This window comes from Burkholderia pseudomultivorans (genome assembly GCF_902499075.1).
GTDB classification, from domain to species: domain Bacteria; phylum Pseudomonadota; class Gammaproteobacteria; order Burkholderiales; family Burkholderiaceae; genus Burkholderia; species Burkholderia pseudomultivorans.
Window position 1 is genome coordinate 59747 of the sequence record NZ_CABVPP010000008.1, and the last position, 20848, is coordinate 80594.

25 protein-coding genes are annotated in these 20848 nt (G+C 61.4%); 19 read left to right on the forward strand and 6 right to left on the reverse strand.

Annotated elements, in window-relative coordinates:
• The first annotated feature begins 346 nt into the window (after positions 1–346).
• Positions 347–1477, forward strand: a complete 1131-nt coding sequence (locus BST28156_RS08320; RefSeq protein ID WP_012217978.1) for a helix-turn-helix domain-containing protein — start codon at positions 347–349, stop codon at positions 1475–1477.
• Between the two features lie 203 nt (positions 1478–1680).
• On the opposite strand, the gene BST28156_RS08325 is transcribed toward BST28156_RS08320, so the two are convergent.
• The 6 genes from BST28156_RS08325 to BST28156_RS08350 all read right to left on the reverse strand — a co-directional run bounded on the left by BST28156_RS08325 (position 1681) and on the right by BST28156_RS08350 (position 6166).
• The gene (locus BST28156_RS08325; protein ID WP_012217980.1) at positions 1681–2262 is read right to left on the reverse strand and encodes a cold shock domain-containing protein; all 582 of its coding nucleotides are present in this window, start codon (positions 2260–2262) and stop codon (positions 1681–1683) included.
• 85 nt (positions 2263–2347) lie between these two features.
• Positions 2348–3019: a Lar family restriction alleviation protein gene (locus BST28156_RS08330; RefSeq protein ID WP_012217981.1), complete on the reverse strand. Its 672-nt coding sequence runs from the start codon at positions 3017–3019 to the stop codon at positions 2348–2350.
• Between the two features lie 110 nt (positions 3020–3129).
• Positions 3130–3549 carry a hypothetical protein gene (locus BST28156_RS08335; RefSeq protein WP_012217982.1) on the reverse strand — a complete coding sequence of 140 codons (420 nt, stop codon included), beginning with the start codon at positions 3547–3549 and terminating at the stop codon, positions 3130–3132.
• Between the two features lie 68 nt (positions 3550–3617).
• Positions 3618–4850, reverse strand: coding sequence for a DUF1173 family protein (locus tag BST28156_RS08340; protein ID WP_012217983.1), 1233 nt, complete (start codon positions 4848–4850; stop codon positions 3618–3620).
• Positions 4847–5359 (reverse strand): hypothetical protein, encoded by a 513-nt coding sequence (locus BST28156_RS08345; RefSeq protein WP_105796414.1) that lies wholly within the window; start codon positions 5357–5359, stop codon positions 4847–4849. Before BST28156_RS08345 ends, BST28156_RS08340 begins: the two co-directional genes overlap by 4 nt.
• Before the next feature lie 351 nt (positions 5360–5710).
• Positions 5711–6166 carry a hypothetical protein gene (locus tag BST28156_RS08350; RefSeq protein WP_044582786.1) on the reverse strand — a complete coding sequence of 152 codons (456 nt, stop codon included), beginning with the start codon at positions 6164–6166 and terminating at the stop codon, positions 5711–5713.
• Positions 6167–6642: 476 nt separating this feature from the next.
• Between BST28156_RS08350 and BST28156_RS08355 the strand changes: the two genes are divergently transcribed.
• From BST28156_RS08355 to BST28156_RS08435, 18 genes are all read left to right on the forward strand, one after another.
• Positions 6643–7644, forward strand: a complete 1002-nt coding sequence (locus BST28156_RS08355; RefSeq protein ID WP_012217986.1) for an N-6 DNA methylase — start codon at positions 6643–6645, stop codon at positions 7642–7644.
• 273 nt (positions 7645–7917) lie between these two features.
• Positions 7918–9597, forward strand: a complete 1680-nt coding sequence (locus BST28156_RS08360; RefSeq protein ID WP_012217987.1) for a PRTRC system ParB family protein — start codon at positions 7918–7920, stop codon at positions 9595–9597.
• 75 nt (positions 9598–9672) lie between these two features.
• A complete protein-coding gene (locus BST28156_RS08365) occupies positions 9673–10110 on the forward strand; it encodes a PRTRC system protein E (RefSeq protein ID WP_012217988.1) in 438 nt (145 codons plus the stop codon).
• A gap of 11 nt (positions 10111–10121) precedes the next feature.
• Positions 10122–10340: a PRTRC system protein C gene (locus tag BST28156_RS08370; protein ID WP_012217989.1), complete on the forward strand. Its 219-nt coding sequence runs from the start codon at positions 10122–10124 to the stop codon at positions 10338–10340.
• Complete coding sequence (locus BST28156_RS34700) at positions 10333–10551, forward strand: hypothetical protein (protein WP_172965547.1); 219 nt, start codon at positions 10333–10335, stop codon at positions 10549–10551. Before BST28156_RS08370 ends, BST28156_RS34700 begins: the two co-directional genes overlap by 8 nt.
• A 41-nt stretch (positions 10552–10592) precedes the next feature.
• The gene (locus tag BST28156_RS08375; protein ID WP_230942993.1) at positions 10593–11582 is read left to right on the forward strand and encodes a PRTRC system protein F; all 990 of its coding nucleotides are present in this window, start codon (positions 10593–10595) and stop codon (positions 11580–11582) included.
• A gap of 12 nt (positions 11583–11594) precedes the next feature.
• Positions 11595–12323: a PRTRC system protein B gene (locus tag BST28156_RS08380; RefSeq protein ID WP_012217991.1), complete on the forward strand. Its 729-nt coding sequence runs from the start codon at positions 11595–11597 to the stop codon at positions 12321–12323.
• Positions 12320–12955 (forward strand): PRTRC system protein A, encoded by a 636-nt coding sequence (locus tag BST28156_RS08385; RefSeq protein ID WP_012217992.1) that lies wholly within the window; start codon positions 12320–12322, stop codon positions 12953–12955. Before BST28156_RS08380 ends, BST28156_RS08385 begins: the two co-directional genes overlap by 4 nt.
• On the forward strand, positions 12955–13782 hold the full coding sequence (locus tag BST28156_RS08390; protein WP_012217993.1) for a PRTRC system ThiF family protein: 828 nt from the start codon (positions 12955–12957) through the stop codon (positions 13780–13782). Before BST28156_RS08385 ends, BST28156_RS08390 begins: the two co-directional genes overlap by 1 nt.
• A 268-nt stretch (positions 13783–14050) precedes the next feature.
• Entirely contained in the window at positions 14051–14512 is a 462-nt protein-coding gene (locus BST28156_RS08395) for an outer membrane lipoprotein (protein WP_012217994.1), read from the forward strand.
• An 86-nt stretch (positions 14513–14598) separates the two neighbouring features.
• Positions 14599–14991: a hypothetical protein gene (locus tag BST28156_RS08400; RefSeq protein WP_012217995.1), complete on the forward strand. Its 393-nt coding sequence runs from the start codon at positions 14599–14601 to the stop codon at positions 14989–14991.
• A 9-nt stretch (positions 14992–15000) separates the two neighbouring features.
• The gene (locus BST28156_RS08405) at positions 15001–15474 is read left to right on the forward strand and encodes a hypothetical protein (RefSeq protein ID WP_012217996.1); all 474 of its coding nucleotides are present in this window, start codon (positions 15001–15003) and stop codon (positions 15472–15474) included.
• A gap of 215 nt (positions 15475–15689) precedes the next feature.
• Positions 15690–16085: a hypothetical protein gene (locus BST28156_RS08410; RefSeq protein ID WP_012217997.1), complete on the forward strand. Its 396-nt coding sequence runs from the start codon at positions 15690–15692 to the stop codon at positions 16083–16085.
• Between the two features lie 76 nt (positions 16086–16161).
• Complete coding sequence (locus tag BST28156_RS08415; RefSeq protein WP_012217998.1) at positions 16162–17682, forward strand: hypothetical protein; 1521 nt, start codon at positions 16162–16164, stop codon at positions 17680–17682.
• 14 nt (positions 17683–17696) lie between these two features.
• Positions 17697–18164 (forward strand): hypothetical protein, encoded by a 468-nt coding sequence (locus tag BST28156_RS08420; protein ID WP_012217999.1) that lies wholly within the window; start codon positions 17697–17699, stop codon positions 18162–18164.
• A 254-nt stretch (positions 18165–18418) separates the two neighbouring features.
• Positions 18419–18670: a DUF3717 domain-containing protein gene (locus BST28156_RS08425; RefSeq protein WP_012218000.1), complete on the forward strand. Its 252-nt coding sequence runs from the start codon at positions 18419–18421 to the stop codon at positions 18668–18670.
• Positions 18671–18787: 117 nt separating this feature from the next.
• Positions 18788–19813, forward strand: coding sequence for an ATP-binding protein (locus tag BST28156_RS08430; RefSeq protein WP_012218001.1), 1026 nt, complete (start codon positions 18788–18790; stop codon positions 19811–19813).
• 103 nt (positions 19814–19916) lie between these two features.
• The gene (locus BST28156_RS08435) at positions 19917–20846 is read left to right on the forward strand and encodes a hypothetical protein (RefSeq protein ID WP_012218002.1); all 930 of its coding nucleotides are present in this window, start codon (positions 19917–19919) and stop codon (positions 20844–20846) included.
• Positions 20847–20848: the final 2 nt, after the last annotated feature.

Below are 20848 nucleotides of genomic sequence, written 5' to 3' on the forward strand. Positions count from 1 at the left end.
TAGGGGCGGCGGACAGCCGAGAAAGGTGAACGTCTATGGGGCTCAAAGCAAATCACTAACTCCGCGCGTCGCCTGAGTTGGAAGGGGCTTTGCCGAGAAATCGGCGCAACTGCAGACTGGCCGATCCGCGCCGAAGCGTTGTTGACCGAACCGCCGCGCATCGTACGATGGTTTGCGAATGGTGTCGGTATCGGTCACGGAGATCGTGGTCGACCGTTTCGCGGGGCGCGATCTGAGGGCTGCCGCCGCGGAACAATGCGGCGCACGCAGGATGATCTGATGACGATAGGAAAAGGCGGCCGAATGCCGCCGGGTGTAGGCGGCATCGGCCGCAAGGAGTAGAAGATTGGCTGCGATCCTCAACGTCAGAGCAGTCGTCGGACGCTATCGACTGGCGCCCGAGTTTCGCGACGCGTTGCTGGTGCTGTTCGACCAGCATGTCGCCGAGATCCACAGCACGACGCGAATTAGCAAGCGTGCGTTGTCGATAAAGACGCAGGAATACAGAGCGACGGCGATCTGCAAGGCTTTCGTCGAACTGCGCGAGGGCGGTTTCGCACTGCAGTCGCCGTGGTCGCTGAAGAGCAAGCACGTGGCGTACCTCGTTGACCGGTGGGTCAAGGATCAGCAGTCCGGCGGCACGATCGAGAACAAGCTGACATATCTGCGAGCGCTCGCCCAGTGGCTAGGCAAGGGAAACCTCGTCGGTACGCTCGGCGACTACGTTGATCGCCGGGAAGCGGGTCTTGAGCGCAGCTATGTGGCGACGGAAGACAAGTCATGGGGGGCGAACGGGGTGGACGCGGTCGCGAAGATCGAGGAGATCGCGCGTACTTGTCCTTACACCGCTGTGCAGCTCAAACTGCAGGCGGCATTTGGCCTGCGTGTCGAGGAGAGTTTCATGCTGCGGCCGGCAGAAGCGGTGCGCAATCCCAACATACTCGCGGTTACGCGCGGGACCAAGGGCGGGCGGCCGCGGGAGGTGCCGATCGAGCGAAAGATCGCGATCCTCGAGGAAGCTGCGCGCCTGAGCAACGGTGTCACAGGATCCACGATTCCCGCCGGCCGAACACTAAAGCAGTGGCGCGACTGGTACTACTATGTGCTCGCCAAGCATGGCGTAACGAAGAGCGGTATTGGCGTGACGAGCCACGGGCTGCGCCACGAGTATTTGCAGACGCTCTATGAGCGGGTAGCAGAGGTGCCGGCGCCGATCAAAGGTTCGCCGGCACGTCCCGATCCTGCCGCCCATGAAGACGCGAAGCGACGAGTTGTCGAGGCCGCTGGTCATAGCCGTCCATCGAAGGCGAACGCATACCTGTCCACGTTCGCGCGACAGGCGACGTTGAAGAAGCCGCTGCCGACCGTCGAAGAGACGAAGGCTGCGCTCGAGGCTGCGGGCGGCAACAAGAGCCATGCGGCGGCGGCGCTGGGGATTTCCAGACAGGCGCTATATCGATTGCTTGCGTCGTCGTAGCCACGTCAGTGATGGTCGCGACTGGATGCCAATTTGCCGGAGTGGTTGTTTGGGCCGCCGGGAAATGAGGCGGGAAATACCTGGTGTAACGCCGGTTGTATGAAAGACGGGCTCGGTAACATAGCCTTGTCTCTCAGGTTCTGGCACAAGCCCTCGGAAACCGCTAGAACCATTGTTAAGCCGGCGCAAGCCGGCTTTTTTTGTCAGTGCGGGCGCGCCTGAATACTGCGAACTACTACGTCGAGTATTGGTTTGATGTGCCGCGTTAGCTTCGGATGGGCATGGAGGAAACGCGCAAACGGTGGTGATGCCCGGTAGTAAGCCCGGATCGTCCATCGTCCCGCCTTTGTGGCCCGGAGTACGTTATCGCGGAACGCTCGTAGCGCAACGACTTCCGGTGCGTCGTAGCTGCCATAGACAGCTGACGCAATGAAGCACATACCGAAGCGCTTGTACGTTGCTGCGCAGTATGGGCAGACGGAACGCTCAGGACGTCCCCGATGCGTGATTATCCGCGGGACCATCTTTTTCTTGCATGCAATGCATTCGACGCGATCGTCGCGGTGTTGGCGGGTAGGCGTTCGAACCTGCCGCTCTACGATCCGGACCGTCGCCGCGCGCGGGCCACGCTTGTTTGAAGTCGCATCGAACTCGACGATGTCGCCTTCGCGCGGAGCATCAGCGCCGACGACATCGCTCACGTGAAAAAAATAATCGACGGCTGATTCCCCGTAGATAAAGCCGTGACCCTTATCTTTCGAGAACCACTTGACGGTTCCTCGCATAGTTGTGTGGTTGTAGTTGATGAGTGGATCGCCCGAAACGGTTCTGCTTGCAACTGGGCGCTGGTACGTGCGCGATTGTAGCTTGCTACCACCGGTCCCGATCCGGCTTCGCGTCGACCGCGGTCGCTATTCGGTCCTCAAAGAGGAAGTCGCGGTGTTCACCAGGGGAATGAATTTTTGGGAACTGGATGTAGTCTTCGCCGTCGACCTCGATCCACTTCGCCAACTGCACGAGCTTTCGGTAACGGCTTGCGTCCTCGAGCACGGGAGCTATGGGCCACGTATCGAAGGTAACGACGGTTGCATCGACGATGCGTTGCGCGAGCAACTTGAAGATGGGGCCGATCTCGGCCCAGTCTCCCTCGACCCGGGCCAGCATGTCTAGCACGAGCTGCGAATCGCAGGCACCGACCTCGCGTTCGATCAGTCTTCGTAGATCGTCGTGCGTCGTCCGCGGACGGGCAACGCGGCGGTTCCAGCTTTCGGCGCATCGGTCCTTCGCGGCTGCCTCGTCTTCACCGATCGCTTCCCACCGAGTCGATATCCCGCAAGCCGTACAGTAGATGCACACCAAATGTTCGGTCAGTGGTGCCTCGGGCGGCCGGGGAAGCACGTCGCCCAGCTCCGGCGGCCCGCCGAATCGGCCGAACTGGCTGAAATCGAATCGACGGTTCTCGTCGCAATCAATGAGTCGTTGGGATCGGCCGACGGTCGGCCGGCCGCCGCAGTGCTCACATGGATAGAGCTGTTCGATCATCTGTCGGAAGGTTGTAAGTTTCTAGTTGCCCGCATTATTGCTGGTTTTGCTGGCCGGCAATACCGAGAAAAGCGCGGACGCATCTTCCGAATATCTAATTCCCCGCGCACTCAACCGCCAGAAGCGCTCTTCTCGGCAGCGCAAATAAGGGACAGGAGTGCGTCCGTCGACGTGCCCGAAGTGAAATCCGTCCCCGAAGACGAAATGGCTGCGTGGCTGGGGTCTTCCGGAAATATGCGTTGCGCGGATTGGGGGCTGTCGACAATCCAGAAGTGCCACGTCCGCGCGTAATGCCACCACGTGCCGGCACGCTCAAGTTCGGCCCACGAAGCGCGAAATTCGAGGATCGCACCGAAGTTGGTGAAAACGGCGCAGCGTATGCCGTGCGAATCAGTGACGGCGATCGTTATTTGGCGGCCGCCGGAGATTGAATCGGCCTGCCGGCATGCCATCGAGAGGGTGGGGAAGCCGGGGCCCCATAGATCGGTGCGGGATACCGCGCGTTGGAGGAAAAGTGTCTTGCCCAGCATGGAATGTGTCCTGGTTTAGAAGATGCGTTCATCATGCAGGGAGCGCGTGGAAATCAAGTTTCCGTGGATCAGCGGCCGGCGGGCGGGAGTCGTATCTCGGCGAGGTCGATCGCGTCGACGTTCCATTCGACGGCCGGGATCCCGCGCGAGAGTCGTAGACGCTGCTTTTCTCTCTTGCGCGCCTCGTACGTGGCCATGCCGTTCATCCCGTAGACCTCGACGTGGGTTGGCGCGGGCGTGTCAGTGAGGACGAAGTCCGGGAGCATGTCACCGCCGGTATCAAGACGGATCGGCTTGTCGAAGCTGCGCCCTTCCGCGACGAGTCGGTTCGCCATCGCGACTTCATGAATGGAATCGCACGCGACGTAGGTTGAGGAACAGAGCATCGCGGCGAAGTCGACGATGACGTGATGACCCTTGGCCGTGCGTTCGATCACGAGAATGGCGGCAACTCGGGCGGCACGGTCTCCGAGCGCGCGTAGTGCGTGCGCGTACCGCTTCTCGGCGAGATCGATCAAATCGTTGCTGCAATAATAGCGCTTCGCGCTCTGGCGCAACGTGATTGATCGGCCGTACGGGGTCGTGCCGATCTCCGAGATTTCGCCAACGACTAGGCCGCGATGGTTCGTGCCGTTGCGCTGGCCGACGCGACCGAGGAACGCATCGAATTCGGAGTTGATTGCCACCCGGTCAGCCTCCTGGAATCTGCGCATGACATGCAGAATCTTTTCAGCGGGTTCGCCGTTGATCATGGCGTCACCGAGCCCGGCGAGAATGCGCGCGTTACAGACCCCCCAGTTTCGTACTCGATCGGTGGCGGACCAGCGGTTGAGGCCGGCGACTAGCCAGAGCGCCTGCAGGAAGCCGAGGAGTGGAGTCGATCGGCGCGACGAAGTCGGAGCGCCAGCTTGTCGCGTGCCTCTGGAAACGGTGTTGATTGTGCGTTGCGTGAGAGCGACGTCGAGCTTCGCAAGCAAGCCTACCGCGGTGGTCACGACACCCGGCAAGGTTCTACCTGTCTCGCTGCCCGCTTCGTTTGGGTCTTTATGAAACGAACAGGATTGGCGATCGTGCAATGGCCCCTCATCCGGCCAACCGGCGAGATGCAGCAGGCTGCCGTATCGACGGATCTGGAGGCGCAGCGGGGCGGCAGTGCCGCGACAAAGGCATTGTGCATACCCCGGATTGAGCTTCGCGCGCTCGAGTTGACGGACGAAGGCCGCGGGGTTCTCCTGGACTTCGTCGAGTGGGACGGCGATTCCAGAGATCGAGACCTTCCCCGGGGAAGTGTTGGCTTTCAATGTCCGCTCCGATCGGGTGCGTCGCCGGTCTTGGCGCTATTGCTGTACCGGCCAAGCAGCCGGTCCGCTCCTGGCGTGGAATTCGCGGCAGCTCGTAGCGCCGCGCGCTGCTCGACGATGCGCGAGTCGATCTCGGTAAGCGTCGCGACGGTGACATCGCCTCTGCCCGAATACTCTGCTGCGACTTCGAACTTCGCCCACTCGGGAATCGAGTCGCTATCGGCAATGGCGCCGAGCATTCGATCAGTTAGCGTGCCGCGGTCGATCGCTGTTCGGCGCACGACACGTGACGCGACGGAAAATGTGATGAGCCCGGCTGCTATTAGCACTGTCGAAATTGTGTTGCTCCGACCAGCCACAGAGAGGACGATCAGCGACACGATGCTGAGGCACGTTAGGATCAGTCCCGCAGTCTGAGCGGTGCGCGCGGACGAGTCATGTTCAAGTTGCCGCGCGAGTTCGCGGAGTGTCGTGAGATCCGCTGGCAAAGGGCAGTTTGAGGTCGTCATGCTGCGTTATATCCATTCGTTGATGGGTGGGTGTGGGAGCCGCGGCGGGACGTACACGGTGCCGGTGTCCTGGTCGATTAGCAGCCACTGCCCATTGGCGAGTCGTTTGACGTTGCAGTGTGGGTGACGCATCTGCATGATTCGCGTGGAACGGGCGCGCTCGTAGCGCCGAATGGTGGCTATTACCAGCCGTATGGTCCCTGCGGCCGCTGTGAGAAGCCCGGCTACTGCGAGGAATGCGAGGTGTGACCAGGCCGTACTGCCACCGAGCTCAGTGACCACTCCTGTGGCGACAGACGATGAGGTCGCTAAGGTCGATGAGAACACGATCGAAACCTGACGCTGCCGGATTTAACTGCGGAGTCGCCGGCGAAGTGCGGCGCGATCGCGACCGAAGAACCCGAGTCCTACCGCGAGTCCTGCTGAAAAAATCACGACGGTTGCATACGCCCAAGAGAGCCGTTCACCGACTTCTCTGGCCAGCGCCACGATCGGACGTTGCTCGAAACCTTTCGACTGGCAGATCGGAGAAGTCCGAAGCGCATGGTCAGGGATTTTGTCCTTGCATACCTGGATCGAGAGCGAGCCGGGCGGCGCGGCCGGGTTGGTCGCTGTTTGCGCGGCGAACTGCAAAACTTCACGTGGGATCGTCCCGAAGGAGAAGTTGCTGTAAAGCGCCAGCACGCCACCTATGATCACGCTCGGAAGCACGAAGAAAACGTAGAACGCCCACTTGCCCGCGAACAAGGCGTGGTCGAGGAGGTGGCGGCTGCGGTCATGAGAGATGCGCTTGGATAGATCGATCATTGTGTGGTTGCGGGGTTGAAGTGACATGGGCGGGGCGGATGCACTACAACCATGCATGCGGTCGGCACTGGAGATGCCAGCGAAAGCGCACCCGTTTTCTGGAGCTTTTCGCCTTTGCGCGCTCAACCGGTTGTATGAGCTACGCGCTGCCTAAAATCTGGGCATCGCGCTAAGAGCGCCGCCGGACTTGGGGCGGCGCGACTTATCCACAAGCTTGTGCAGCGCAAATGTGGGTATCTCGGCGGGTCGTCGTCGGGGCGAAAGCCTCCCCGAACCGGGTCGCATTTCGGGACGGCCGGCTCCCCCTGCGCTTTACTATCTCTTCCGCCTACCGCGTCTCCGACGCATCGACCAATGCCCGCATGCGGGCCATTCAACTCACCCCTACGGGATCACTCCCGCTGGGTGTGCTCTCCCGTCAACAATTTGGAGAGCACCATGCCCCTTTCAACGATCCGTACGCTGGAGGCAGCCGTATGAGCCGAAAGAGCGCGGAGAGAAAACTCGTACGCGAAGCCGATCCGCATCAGGCTGAGCTCGTCAAACTTATCAAGCAGTTTGGCTATGCGCACCAGCCGAGCGTGGTGTTTGCCGACTTCGTCGAGATGGCTGCGATCGCACTGAGCAATAGCGTCGACAAGCCTCAGTTTGAACCGCGGGAAAAGCGCTATGTCGAGATCGCCCGGAAATACAAACCTGAGGAACTTCAACTGTTTGCCCGGATGTTCGCGGAGCTGACACTCTCGTTCGAGCATCGGCTGGGCGTCGAAGAAGGTCTCGCGCCGGGCGATTTGCCTTGCCCTGGCAACCTGACAGACGTGCTTGGCGAGACGTACATGACGATGGGGATCGGCAACGACGGGGCCGGTCAGTTCTTCACGCCATACTCCGTTTCGCGCTTGATGGCCGGGATCGCTATCGGAGATCGAAGTGAAGCCGTCGAGCGGGACGGGTTCATGCGCATGCAAGAGCCTGCGTGCGGAGCTGGTGGCATGGTGATCGCGACGGCAGATGCACTGCTTTCGATCGGCCAAAACTACCAGCAGACTTTGCACGCAACCTGCATCGACATCGACGCACGCTGCGTGCATATGACGTACCTTCAGCTGTCGATGATGCACATCCCAGCGATTGTCGTGCATGGGAACGCGCTCACCATGGAGGTGTGGGGTATGTGGTACACCCCCGCGCACATTCTCGGAGGTTGGCGCTCGAAGCTCCGTCAGCGCAGACAGTTGGACGCCATGCGCAAAGTGTTGGCGTTGGACCGAAGCATAGCCGCCACGGATCCTGGCGCCGATCCGGATCCGAATGGCGAAATGGTGTGCGACAGCGACGTCGCCGTCGAGCCGCCAGTCGCGGTGGAGGCGGCTGCGACCGTGCATCATGTCGATAGTCTCAGTGATCTCTTTGACGAGGCTGTCGAGCGGTCGAAGGACAGCATCTTCGAAGCCGTTGATCAGTTGGCGCTGTTCTAGACCGCGCGGTGGCGCGACATTCGTTTGCACTCGGGCCCGATCGTCAGATCGGGCTTTTTTTCGGCTAACGAGGGCCACTGCAACATGCGTATCCGCTAAAAGCTGGGTGGTTCTTTGGGCCTTTTCGGCGAGAGATCGGGAATTCAAGCGGTATCTTTTTCTCATCTACCGCGTCTCCGACGCATCGACTCAGCCGGCGCAACCGGCATTCCTTTCCAACCCCATCGGGAACCACTCCCGATCGGGGGCAGGTTCCCCTCCGGAGAACCTGACATGCAAGAAGCACTCCTTCAGCAACCTACTATCAAACTCGGCCGTATCAAGCTGGGCCGAAACCCTCGCACGTATTTCGATGACGCCAAAATGGCGGAAATGAAGGCGTCGATCTCGGCACGCGGTGTGGATACGCCGGTCATCGTCCGTCCGGTCGACGACGGCTACTTTGAACTGATCGCCGGCGGCCGACGTTACAAAGCCGCGCTCGAGACGCGCGGTGAAGACTACGACATGCCGGTGAACGTCAAGGACGTTAGCGATGAGGAGGCGGAGGAAATTGCCCTCATCGAAAACATCCAGCGTGACGACATGTCTCCAGGCGATGAAGCTGTTGAGGCGGCGCGCCTCCTTGGCCGGTGCAAGGGGGATCGCGAAGAAGCCGCAAGGCGTATCGGCTGGAGCCTTCCCACGCTCAACAGCCGCCTCGCGCTGCTGAACTGCAGTAATGAAGTGCTCGCCGCGCTGAACACACGGCGGATCCTCCTCGGGCACGCAGAGCTGCTCGCTGCGTTGTCCAAGGAGAATCAGGATCGCGTACTTCCGGTGATCATCGATGAGAAGAAGTCCGTCGCCGAGGTTCGAAAACTTGTCGAGAGTGCAGCATGCTCGCTGTCGGCCGCGATCTTCGACAAAGCTGATTGTGCGGCGTGCCCGCACAACTCTGCGTTGCAATCGGAGATGTTCGGCGAATCCATCGCGACCGGCAATTGCACGAATCGCCAGTGCTACAACGGAAAGACTGACCAGCGGCTCGAGGCGATCGCTGAAGGGCTGCGGGACGAGTTCCCGGTCGTGCGCGTCGTACGCGCCGGCGACAACCACACGCGGGTCCAACTCGCGGTTGACGGGCCGAACGGCGTGGGCGAGGCTCAGGCGAAGGCCTGCCACGCCTGCCAGAACTTCGGTGTTGCCGTCAGTGGGTTGCCCGATTCGCTTGGCAAGACCTATCGTGGGCAATGTTTCGACACGGTCTGCAATATGCGTAAGGTCGCGGACCGTATCACCGCTGAGAAAGTGGCGGCGAAGGCCGCGACTACTGACGCGGAGGGCTCGCCCGTGCCTGGTAAAGCAGCTGGCAAGAGTGCATCGGGCTCTGATGCGTCCGCGCCGACGGCCGTAACCGTGGTCGCCGAATCGGATCGGGTAAAGCAGTACCGGGAGGCACTCTGGCGCAAGGCACTGCGGCGCGACGTCGGCAAGGACGCGGCGCTCGCTCGGCAGTACCTGATCGCAATCGTCCTCGCGGGCTACGCTCGTCAGATCAAGGACGAAGTGTTCCGATCCGTCTACGAAAAAGTGACCGACGAGAAGGCTCCTGCGGCCGATCTCTCGAAGGCTCTCATTCTCGCCTGCGCCACATCGGATGAGCAGGCTGCGACACTGGTCACCGGCATGTTTGTCGCGGCGATCGAAGGTCTCGACGTCACGTATCTGAAGCAACTCTGCAAGCACCACAACCTCGATCTGACGCAGTACTGGAAGCTCGACAAAGAGTTTCTGGAACTTGTCACCAAGGCCGAAATGATGGTGATTGCGGACGAGCTCGGGTTGCGGGCGGCGATGGGCGACAACTTCAAGAAGGTCTTTTCGAAGTCGAAGGCCGACGTCATTTCCGCATTGCTCGCAGTCGAGGGGTTCACCTACGAAGGCAAGCTGCTGAAGGTTCTCAAGTACTAAGCAGCGGCGGCCATTGGCCGCACCGCATTGCCATCGTGCGCCGCTTCGAGCGGCGCTTATTTTTCTGGAGATTCCATGTTTCAAGCACTCGAACCGCTGCTTCGCTCCGCGGAAAAGCTGGTCTTGTCTCTGTCAATGGACGGCGACAACATCGTCGTGTTCTTGACGCCTGCAGGTGGCAAGGACGCAATGCTGCGACAGCCGTTGATCCTGAAAGCGACCGCCGCAGAGCTTGACGAAGGCTTCGCGTCCGCGATCGGCAGCTTTACCACTGCGCACCAGTCGCTCGGCGAACAGGTGGCGGCTACCAACGCGATCCTCGAAGCCCAGCAGCAGACGCAGGTGAAGAAGGCGCAAAAGGTCTTGTCGAAGGCATCGACACCGACGGCCGCAAACGCGGGCGCCGACGAAGACGCTGACGACGAGGACGGTGCGGACGCCGCATCGCCCAATGTCGCACCGGATGCCGCTGAGAAGCCGGCTGGCACGGATCTGTCCTCGTTGATTCTGTGAGGTGATAAATCATGTCCATCAGCATTGCAGCATTGGTGCGGGAGTTCACCTACAACGGTGTCGCGCTCATGGATCCTGGACCGGCGTTCTCGCCGGATCAGGTTCGTGACCTGTACACCGCTCAATACCCGGAGCTGACGACCGCTGCGGTCGACGGCCCGGACATGAAGGGCGAGGTGGCGCACTACAAATTCGTCCGTGCAGCGGGTGCCAAGGGTGCCCATGCGTAAGCACGATCTGCTCAAAGCCCTGTCCGATCCGGACGGTGGCTTCAACAAACAGGAACCGGCCGAAAGGCCGGTTTTTTTATATGACGAGGAAATGCGCAAATGTTCTTCGATCCTGCACTCCCTGATTCAAGCATCGCAGCTGGCTCGGCCGCGCGCTGGCAACCGCCACGCGCTGCCCCTGCCCGACGTCGACCTACCTTTGATCTTCTGACGCTTCCGTCGTTCTCGACGGAGGTACCGGGGGAGGTTCGGTTGAAGTGGCGCGACGACGTGCAACTCTCGGATCTAGTTCGGAAGCATTTCCAGTACGGGCCGTTGCGCGCAGGTGATGTTCGTGATCCGGCCGACGCCGGCGACGCGTTCCAGCAGGCGTTCTATGCGTGGGTGGGACGGCAGTATGGGAAGTTTTCCCGCCTCCAATTTGTGCCGCGTCTGTTCGACGCGCATGCAGTTCGCGATGTTCTCGACTGCCTCGATAACGGGAACAACGACGACGACCCGACGCCGCTGTTCTTCGGGTTCGGCCTGGAAGATGAGTGGGTGTACTCGCTTGAAGGGGCGATCGAGACACTGCGGTCGACCCACCCATCGCTCTTCCGAACGGTGATGGCCGCGTTGTACCGCGCATCGTCCCGCACGATGTTCATTCGACTGCCCGACTGGTTCATGTACGAGTTTTCGTGCTGGTACTGGGACGGTGATCCGAACATTTCAGACGAGGAGGCGGACCGAATGCTGAAGGAGCGTTTCGGTGACGACGTTGAAACGCGTAATGCGCATCTGCCGTCAGTTGTCCGGGAACAACTCTGTCCGGACGACGCTGACCCGTGTTCGTATAGCGGCGGTAGATGGCTTGATCGACGCGCGCTGACGGTCTCGGAGCTGCTTTCGCTGCGCGGTCGCAGCAAGGGTATGCCCAGGCGCGTCTGCACCGAGGTGCTGAAGTTGAGGGCACTGATGCGCCGTAGCCGGACGCGAGATCTGTTTCATGTTAGCTACTACACGAATCCGGCTTACGCGCTTTGCTCGGTGATCGTTGAGGGAAACGATTTTGTCGGCGACCTTCTCGATTGCCATTTCGACAATGAATCCCAATCCGGTGATGCGACGACCTACAGCGGGTTTTCCGGTTTGGCGTCGACTCCGCAGGCTATCCGCCGCCAGTACGCTGACCTGGCACTGGCGTTTCGAATTCTCACTCACATCGACCGGCTACTTGCGTTGGTGAGTCAACCCATTTAAAGGAGGGGCGTTATGTCTGGAATCTCCGCCGGCAGAACCGGCTCTGATGTCGCGTTGTCGCAAGCATTGTTGCTCTATACGAGCGCGGATGGTGCGCATTTTGCGACAGCCCACGCTGTCATCGCTGACCGCAAAAGCGGCCGACCGATCATTGGCGCCGGTCGGCCGCTCGACCGGAAGGTACTTATTCGAACGCTTCAGCAGCTCGCTGAGCACGTCGCACCGCGGGCGGAGTTTTTGCCAGCGACGGTGCTCGGGGTGTCGCCCGAAGCCGTCACGTGGTGGTGTCCCGCAGCGATGCGGCGGGTGTTCTTCGAATGCGAGAACCTTGGTAAACGAAGCGCAGTAGTGCCGCATCCGGGGCTCGTGTTCCAGGCCTCGAACCAGGGCTTTCGCGTGTTCGCGGTGGCATGCAGCGATCGCCCCGTTCGCGAGACGCCGTTGTTCGAACCGCCGTACTTCAACACCTGGGACCACGGCCGGATCTGTATCGGCAGCGCGCAGGTTCCGAAGCGTGTGGATGTGGCGTCGATTGATGGCTGGGAAGCCGGGTTCTTCGATTCGGCCTTCACGCATCCGAACGTCGGGGGCAAACGGATCGAATACAAAGACGGCGAATACGCATTCTGGCGCGACATGCTCGACGGGAAGTTCGGCGAGGTGTTTCCGCAAACCGTGATGGTGCCGACGAAGTTGACGGTAGGTCTGCTAGTTAACAGCCAAATTGGGATGGGCGCATGAACGCAGTCGATACAGTTCTCCAGCAATCTTTTCCGTCGGTGATGGTCCCGTCGCGGGAGGCCGTTGTACCGATGACGCGTTCCGGTGAGCGCCTGCTCATCACATCCGACGGTGTCTATCTCGAAGTCCTGCGTCCCTGGGTGCGCGTGGTGCGTCGCATCGCGCATTACGCAGTCTCGACAGCTGTCCCGTACGGGCAGGTCGAAGAGACGACGGCGTTCTCGTGCGGGCAGATTCCGGCCGCGCTCGTCGCGGAGTTTCATGCGATGGCCCGGGCGGCGTTGCCAAACGAGGTCGGCGCGTGGATTGTCTGGAACAGCATGACCGGTGCGTTCCGCATCGTTGCATTGCCGTCGGTGTCGCACGGGCCGGGACATCTGGTCTATGAGCGGCCCCGATTGGCAGACGGCGAATGGCTGGTTGTGGATTGCCATTCCCATGGCACGGGCAGCGCGTTCTTTTCGCGCACGGACAATCAGGATGACAAGCACGACGTGAAGTTAGCGCTCGTGCTGGGCCATTGTGATCGCACACCCTCCGTCGTGTTGCGGCTTTGCGCGAAAGGAATCTTCGAGAAATTCGAACGCGTGCCGGAGTCTTGGGCGACCGCACTGACGGCGGAGGTGGTGTGATGAGCGAGGTGATCACTCACAGTATTCCGGCCGACATGATTCGCCGGCCGTGGCGCGTCGTGGTTGTGGGAGCCGGGGGGACCGGGAGCGCATTTCTTCCCAGTCTCGCGCGGCTGCATCACGCGATGATCGAGCTCGGCCACCCGGGCGGTATCGAGTGCACGGTATACGACGACGACACGGTCAGCGAGACGAATGTTGGGCGGCAGGGGTTCTATCCCAATGACGTCGGGCATTACAAGGCGCTGCTGCTCGTGAATCGGCTCAACAACCTGATGGGAACCAACTGGGTTGCCGAGCCGCGGCGTGTCGATTCGTCGGTTCGGATCGTCGCCGACATCGTGGTGGGTTGCGTCGACTCGCGTCGCGCGCGGCACGCCATCGTGCAGGCAGCGAAGCGGGGGAGTTGTCGTTACTACCTCGACTGTGGCAATGAGACGGATCGTGGTCAGGTTATCCTCGGGGAGTTCGGCAAGACCCGGCGCGACCGGTTGCCCCACGTGGGCGATCTGTTCCCGCAACTGCTGAACGCCCGGAACGACAAGGACGACGAGACGCCGTCGTGCTCAATGGCGGATGCGTTGCGCAAGCAATCGTTGGTGATCAACCAGGCGATCTCGGTGCAGGCGTTCAATTTGCTTTGGACGCTTTACCGGACCGGGACGCTATCGTACTCGGCTGTGTTCGTGAACCTGGAAACGGGAAGAACGAATCCGGTGCCCATCGATCCGGTCGCGTGGGCTCGCTTCGGGTATGACGCGCCAAAGCCGCAGAAGGCACGGTCCCGTAAGCGCTTCGACCGGATGGACCCGCATATTCCGCGGTAGATCCAACACAACTGCAACCAGCGCCTCCCGAGTAATCGGGCAGGCGCTTTTTTTTCGTCCAGAGGAAAGCGGGGCCGTTTTCTCGATGATTCGCGCGCGCGGCGCCGGCCCGCGGCCCTAAACTGAACCTGTTTCTCGCGCTTCTGCGCATCGACCCAGCCGCATCGGCTTCGCCCTTGCGCATTTCTCTCACCGACATCGTGTCGGCTCCCCTGTCAGGGCAATCTCCCTGACGGGCGATTGCCCTCTCTTTTTTGAGGCAATCGTCATGTTCAAGCTTCTCATCTCTGCCTTGCTTCTCGCGTCTTTGACGGCCTGCGCTTCCTACGACTTCGGTTCGCCCGACGTCTACCAGCGCTACGACGTACAGCGCGCGGGAGAAATAGAGGCAGCCACGGTCGTTAGCGTCCGCGGCGTCACGATCAGCAACGAGTCGGACCGTTCCGGTCTGGCATCACTGTTGAGCGCGGGTGTCAGCGCATTCCTCGGCTCCCGCACCATCGGCGGCGGCAACGGTCGGTACATCGCCGGCGCGCTCGCCGGCGCCGGCGCGGCCTACGTTTCGCAGCGACTGTCGGAATCGCTCGCGCGTCACGCCGGGCTCGAGGTCGTCGTGCGCACGGTGTCTGGCCGCACGTTGGTGGTCGTTCAGTCCGATGAGCAGCGCTTCGCCCCTGGCGATCGCGTGATGCTCGTCAGCAGTTCTTCCGGCATGCGCATCACGCGTTGAGCCGTTCATTCGCCGGCGGCAGCCGGCTTCTTCATGCATAGCGAGGTCCCCGTTAGGGGCCTCGCTTTTTTTATTCCGAGGGCAAGATGTTCAAGGTACCGAAAGTTCTGTACGCGGACCGCCGCGCGGGTGGCGTTGCGTCCGACGCTGCGCTGACCCACCAGGCGACGCGGATGCTGCATCGTGTTGCACGCGATCTGCGGTTGCGAGCAGGTGAGCACGAGGTAGTAGCCGAGCCGGCGAAGGCGGGCCGCGGCTGCCGTGTCACCCTGCGCACTAGCCGGATGATGCTCGAGGTTGCGGATTCGACATCGCGCCAGCATGTCGCGGTTTCGTTTCGGACCCGCCGCGGTCACCGCGACCTGTCGGGAGGCGGTGACAACGTGGTACCGCTCGCGCAGCTCGACACGGACGAGGGCTACCAGGCGTTGCTTGGCGGCCTTCGCCTCGTGGATGGCCTCGATAGCGACCGACGATAGGGGGGTGTTATGGAATTCGTTGATGTACGTGTCGAATTTCCGTCGGGCCTGACACTCGCCGATCGCGGATCCTACGATTCGGACGAGCAGATTGTCTTCATCTCTGTCCCGATGCGAGCCATGCTGGATGCGGCCAAGGAAATGGAACCGCCTCCAGCAGTCACGGCGACTTGGGACGGGTTTGAGGCGACGCTGATACAGGCGACAGCAGATAGCTTCGATGTAGTGTCGGTAACTGAACTTGGGGCGAAGCCGCGGTCGAAACTGGGCGCGCGGCTAGTCCGTGCGTCTTGGTCGAAGGATCAGCGCCAGCAGTTCGGGCGGTTTTGCCATACGCTGACGGTCTCCTCGATCGTCGGTGTAGTCGGCTACGTGCATGCTATCTCCGAGTTCTCGATCTGGGCTGCGATGAACGTCGCAGCCCTTGTCGCGATCGGTGTGATAACCTACATCGTAGGCATGGATTCCATGAACGGAGAATGAATATGTACTTCGGTCCTGTTGCACTGCTTCTGACGCTGGTGTTCTGCGGCTACGGCATCGTCGCATGCGAACGCGGTCGTAAGGCGGAGCGCGACCAACGTCGTTCTCTGCGTCAACACACGCATTAAATCGAACTGACGGCCGCCTATCTCGGCGGCCGCTTTCCTATCAAGGGCTGCACCTTTCGGTGCAGCCCTTTTTATTTGGAGTTCCCCATGTCTGAAGTACTGGATTTGCCGGTCGAGTTGGCCAATGTGCCATTCGAGCCGGTCGGCAAGACGATCGGCGAGGTTGCAGGGGAAATCGACCGTGCGCTACGCAGCGCCGGCCTCGCGCCCGAGTACGTGGTACCTGCGAACGGATATGCCGATGCACCGGAGGAACTTCACGGCCTCCGTGGAACGTCGGTGTGGCCCAAAGTCCCCTATCGAGCCGGGTATCCCTGCGTTTCCGTCCTACGGTTTGATCGGGGTGCGGGTGTGCTGGTGAGCTTTGTCGGAGCAGTGGACGGGTGCTGGCGTATCCAACGGGCGATCCGCATCGCAGCGCGTTGCCGCTCGCACGCCTGGGCAATCGCTGCTGCCGTATCACGGCTTTTCGACCTCGACTGACGGTCAACTTTCCTTTTTCCCAATCCGGGGCAACTGCCCGGATGGGTGGTTGCCCATTTTGCAAGGACAACCACCGATGTACACGATTCACACTCCGAAAGACGCGATCCACGTCGATACTCTGGCGCATGTGTTTCACGTGTTTTTTCACGACGCATCGCTGTCCGCGTACGAAACGGCGGAGATCTTTCTGACGCGCGGAAATACCGCGCTGCCGGTCCTGCGTTACAACGGTATCTTGACCGTTCGCCAGCCTGGTACTGCCCATGCGATCTTCACCGCGCTTTTTGCCGAGCTTCGCGATCGTTGGTTCACCAAAGACGGAAAGCAGCTGCTGCCTTGGCAAGTTACCCGTAAGCGCTGGGAGATATTCCAGTTCGTGTTCGAGCTCGCGACAAAGCCGGCGTGGTTGCTGTCGGCCGAGCAGCTCGAGAATGAGACGGATGCTGCGCGAGCCGCTGGGCGTCGCTTTCATCTTGCGGACGTTTGCGATGAGGTCGCCGTCGGCGTGTTCGGCTACACTTCGCAGGGACCTCAGCTCTCGCTTTCGGGCGGCGTCAACGGCCGCCATGAGGTCCATGTTGCCTATGCGCTGTTTCAGGATCGGCCGATTCCTGAATCGGTGCTGGCGGACTACCGGGGCAACGCAAAGCATTTCAAGTACGACCTGCAGTGGTTCCCCGTACTACTGGACATCCCTGTCCTGCGCAACCCCCTTCCGTATAACGCCATGCAGTCCGCGGTTGCGATCTTCCGTCACGAGAACCAGCCCATTGACGCGGAGCTCGGCGAGCGGATCGTCGAGGCGTTGCGGACTGCTCCTGCAGACAGCACGTACGTCGACGTGGACGACCGGCTTTTTGCCGCAGGGCTCGTGGCCAAGCCGGATCTTCCGGAGCGGTATCAACAGTCCGTGGACGTCGGTACGGCAAGATCTCCGGTCGCGGAGCGTTTGCGTGAGCTGATCGGGGACGCGGTCCTGAAGAAGTCGCTCGACAGACTCGATGCGGAACGGCGGCAGGGGCGGATCTCGCAGCGTCGGTACAGTCTTCAGGTCGAGATGGCGAAGCTGGATCGGGGGCGGACAACGTTCGAGCGCCCGAACCAATTCGCGGCCGTCGTGGAAGCGCGGGATGTCGCGGCGCTGCTGAAGGTTCTGGATCAACCGGCGGGTTCGAATGACCAGAGCAAGCAGGTACTCCGTGAGCAGTTCGGTCTGTCGTTGCGCGGGCTGAACTCGGCCGGTCGGCAGCGCGTGATCTTCGCGTTCTGCGGCTACGATGAGGCGGCGCAAGCCGAATGGGAAGCAAAGCAGGACGCTGCCCGCGTACAACGGCTCGCCGAAGAGGCTGCCAACGATGCGAAGGAGCAGGCCGGCCGGGCTCGATACCGCCGGCGCGACAATGTCGTGATATCGGGCGTCGAGCATGTCGACCAGGCGATCGCCGAAGGCTATTCCGAGATCCGGACCTTTCGCCGTGGTGCGGCCACGCGATACGTGTTGGCGAAGCCGGGTTCGACCGAGGGGCGAACGCTCCACGCGAAGAACGGCACCCTCGAATATGCGCGCTCGCGGCTCACGTCGCCGGCAGCATGAGCGAGGCGCGGAATATGCGCTTTGATCGAAAGGTCCGTTACGAAGACTACGTCTGGACGCGCCGTAAGGAGCTCGCTTTTCTGAATCGGCACAAGCGGGTCGCGCAGAAACTCGAGCGGGACTGCCCGTTGTTCGCTGACCAGCTTGTGCCGGCGCCAGAGACGAACATCGAGGCCGAGAAGGTCCGGCGAATAATGCGGGCTCGCGAAGACGAGCAGATGATGCGCGATCTGGATGCGCGTCACTGGCGCGCCGGGCGGGCGTCTTATTTTGCCTGTGATCCCGAGATCCGTGCACGCATCATGGCCGAATGGCGAAGTTGGCGCGGTCCGGCAAAGCCGACCTACTTCATCTATGTCGTCGAGAAGCACAACGGCGTCGGTGAGGAGCGCCGGCGTCGGATACGGGAGGAGGACGACGCGCTTCGTGCAAGGCTTGCCCGAAGGTTGTGTTCCCAAGGCGATCTGCTTTTTGGGACATGAAGCTGGGTAACCACCTGATATCGAACAACCGGCGCATCGTGCGCCGGTTTTTTTTCGTCGATTCTCCGTGTGCCGGATTCAAAGGTCCTCGATTTTTTCGATCTTTCTGCCCTGTCCGTAGGGTGGTGGCTCCTACACTGGCTTTACTCACCGCGTCCTGGACGCATCGAACCTGCCGCAATGCGGCCCTTTTCAGCCCCAGGGGACCACGTCCTGCAGGGCGTCGTTCATGGGGCGACACTTCCGAGGCACCCATGAACCAACCTGATTCTTCGGCACCCGTGCCACCTGATGCTGTCTCGATCGCCGAGATTGAGGCGGCCATCAACGTGTGGCGCAACCGTTCGCCGGCGCCGACCGGGCCCGATGAGCTGCTCGTTCTCTGCGCCGAGGCGCGCGTTCTCGCGGACGTATACGGAGTCATGATTGTGAGCTGCTCAACCAGCGTCCCGCGATCGTCGCTGACGGCGACGCAGGCCGCGGCGTTGCTCGGCGCACGTACGTAATACGTCACCTGGCGTCCCAAGACGCATCGACTCGCCGCATCGCGGCATCTTCAATTGCCCCGCAGGATCTCGCCCTGTCGGGCGCGATTCCGTGGGCTCTTTCATTTCAGGAACCCCATGAAACTCTCTCCCGCACGCCTTGCCAAGCTGCTCTCCGCCTATATCCCGAGGCGTCTTCCGGTGTTAATCACTGGCCGGCCGGGTATTGGCAAATCGGACATCGTCGAATCCGCCACGGAGGCGGCCGGCCACGATCTCCTGATCAGCCATCCCGTTGTCGAAGACCCGACCGACTCGAAGGGCTTGCCGTTCCCGTCGGCCGACGGCCAGCATGCTCGATTCCTGCCTTTCGGCGACCTCGAGCGCGCGCTGTCAGCGACACGTCCGCTGGTCTGGTTCTTCGACGATCTCGGGCAGGCATCGCCGGCAGTGCAGGCGGCCAAGATGCAACTGTTGCTCGCACGTCGAATCGGCGAGCACCAATTGCCGGATTTCGTCACATTCGTCGCGGCTACGAATCGCCGCGGTGACAACGCCGCTGTAAGCGGGATCCTCGATCCTCTGATCTCGCGGTTTGCCGCGGTCGTCGAGCTCGAAGCGACCGTGGACGACTGGACGACTTGGGCGGTTCAGCAAGACGTGCCTCCCGAGCTGATCGCGTTCCTTCGCTTCCGGCCGGACCTGCTCTGGGAGGAGCGTAGCGGCCGCGACATCGTTGCGTCGGCAAGTCCCCGGAAATGGGGGTTTCTCGCCAAGACCATGTCGGCTGTTCCGGCCGATCTCTTGCCCGACGCAATCAATGCGACAGTCGGTGAAGGCGCCGGCGCCGAGCTGCTCAGCTTTCTCGCGATTTATCGGGCTCTCCCATCGGTCGACGCGATTCTCCTGAATCCCGATCTGGGCGTCATCCCCGACGAGCCGAGCATTCTTTATGCGCTCACCGCGGCGCTCGCACACAAGGCGAGCGACGGCAATTTCGAGCGCGTGCTGCAATATGCGGATCGCCTCGTTGATGCTGGTCGCCGTGAGTTTACGGCACTGCTCGTACGTGATGCCACGGCCCGCAGGCCCGACCTGGCAAACCACCACGCGTTCATTCGCGCCCAAGGCGGGGAGATTGGCAAGATCATTCGCGGCGAGTGACCGCGTTCCAAAAACTCTGTAGTGCTTTTCCCTGTTGCCACGGCCGATTCCGGTCCGTGGCTTTTTTTCGTCCCGACATTTTTCTGATTATCTGGAGCTATTCATGAACATCACCGAGCTGCAGTCCAAGGTCATGTTGTCGTCCCTCACGATTTCTACGTGGGTTGCCCGTCGCTACGACGGGAAAGTCACGGAGGAGGTGGAGAAAAGCCACAGCGCACGCGGCATCGGGCGCTTCAACAAGCGCCTGTTGCCCGAGCATGCACCGAGCTATGCCGAAGTGCTGTCGATCGGCAGCCGGATCCGCTCCCACTACTACGGCCGGACGTTGAAGTACGACCAGTTGGGCGTGCGGTTGCTGCCCACCATGGTTTACATGGAGTTGGCCGACCGGTTGCGCGCAATGAAGGACGAGTTCGATCTCGCAGTGTCGGTCTTCCTGACGAACTACCTCGACCTGAAGGAGCAGGCGAGGGCGGAGATGCACACCCTGTACAACGAGGCCGACTATCCGAGCTTGGCGGAGCTGAAGGGCAAGTTCGGGGTCAAGCTGTCGGTGCTCCCGTTCCCGGACGCCAGCCAGTTCGGTGTCGATCTGCCGACCGATGTACTGACGACTTTGCGCACGGAGGTCGACGCGCACGCGATGGCGTCGATCCAGACCGCGAACAAAGACCTGGTCGGCCGGCTCTACGAGGCCGTTTCGACGATGGCGTCTCGGCTGTACGCATCCGGCAACGTTCGACTCGACGTCGCGAACCATGTGCGGGAGTTGTGCGACCTGCTCCCGAAGCTGAATTTCAGCGACGACCCGAAGCTCGCGCACATCCTCTCGGAGGCGAAGCGGCACCTCGCCGCACACAACGGCGCGGAACTCAAAGAGTCGAGCGTCCTGCGTTCACAGGTGGCCAGTAAGGCCACCGAAATCGAGGGGCTGATGGCGGCCTTCATGGGCGGCGCGCCGGCCGTGCCGCTGACCGACCAGGTTACGGCGCCGCCGGCGACTGCCGTGTCGTTCCTCGCAGCCGCATGAGG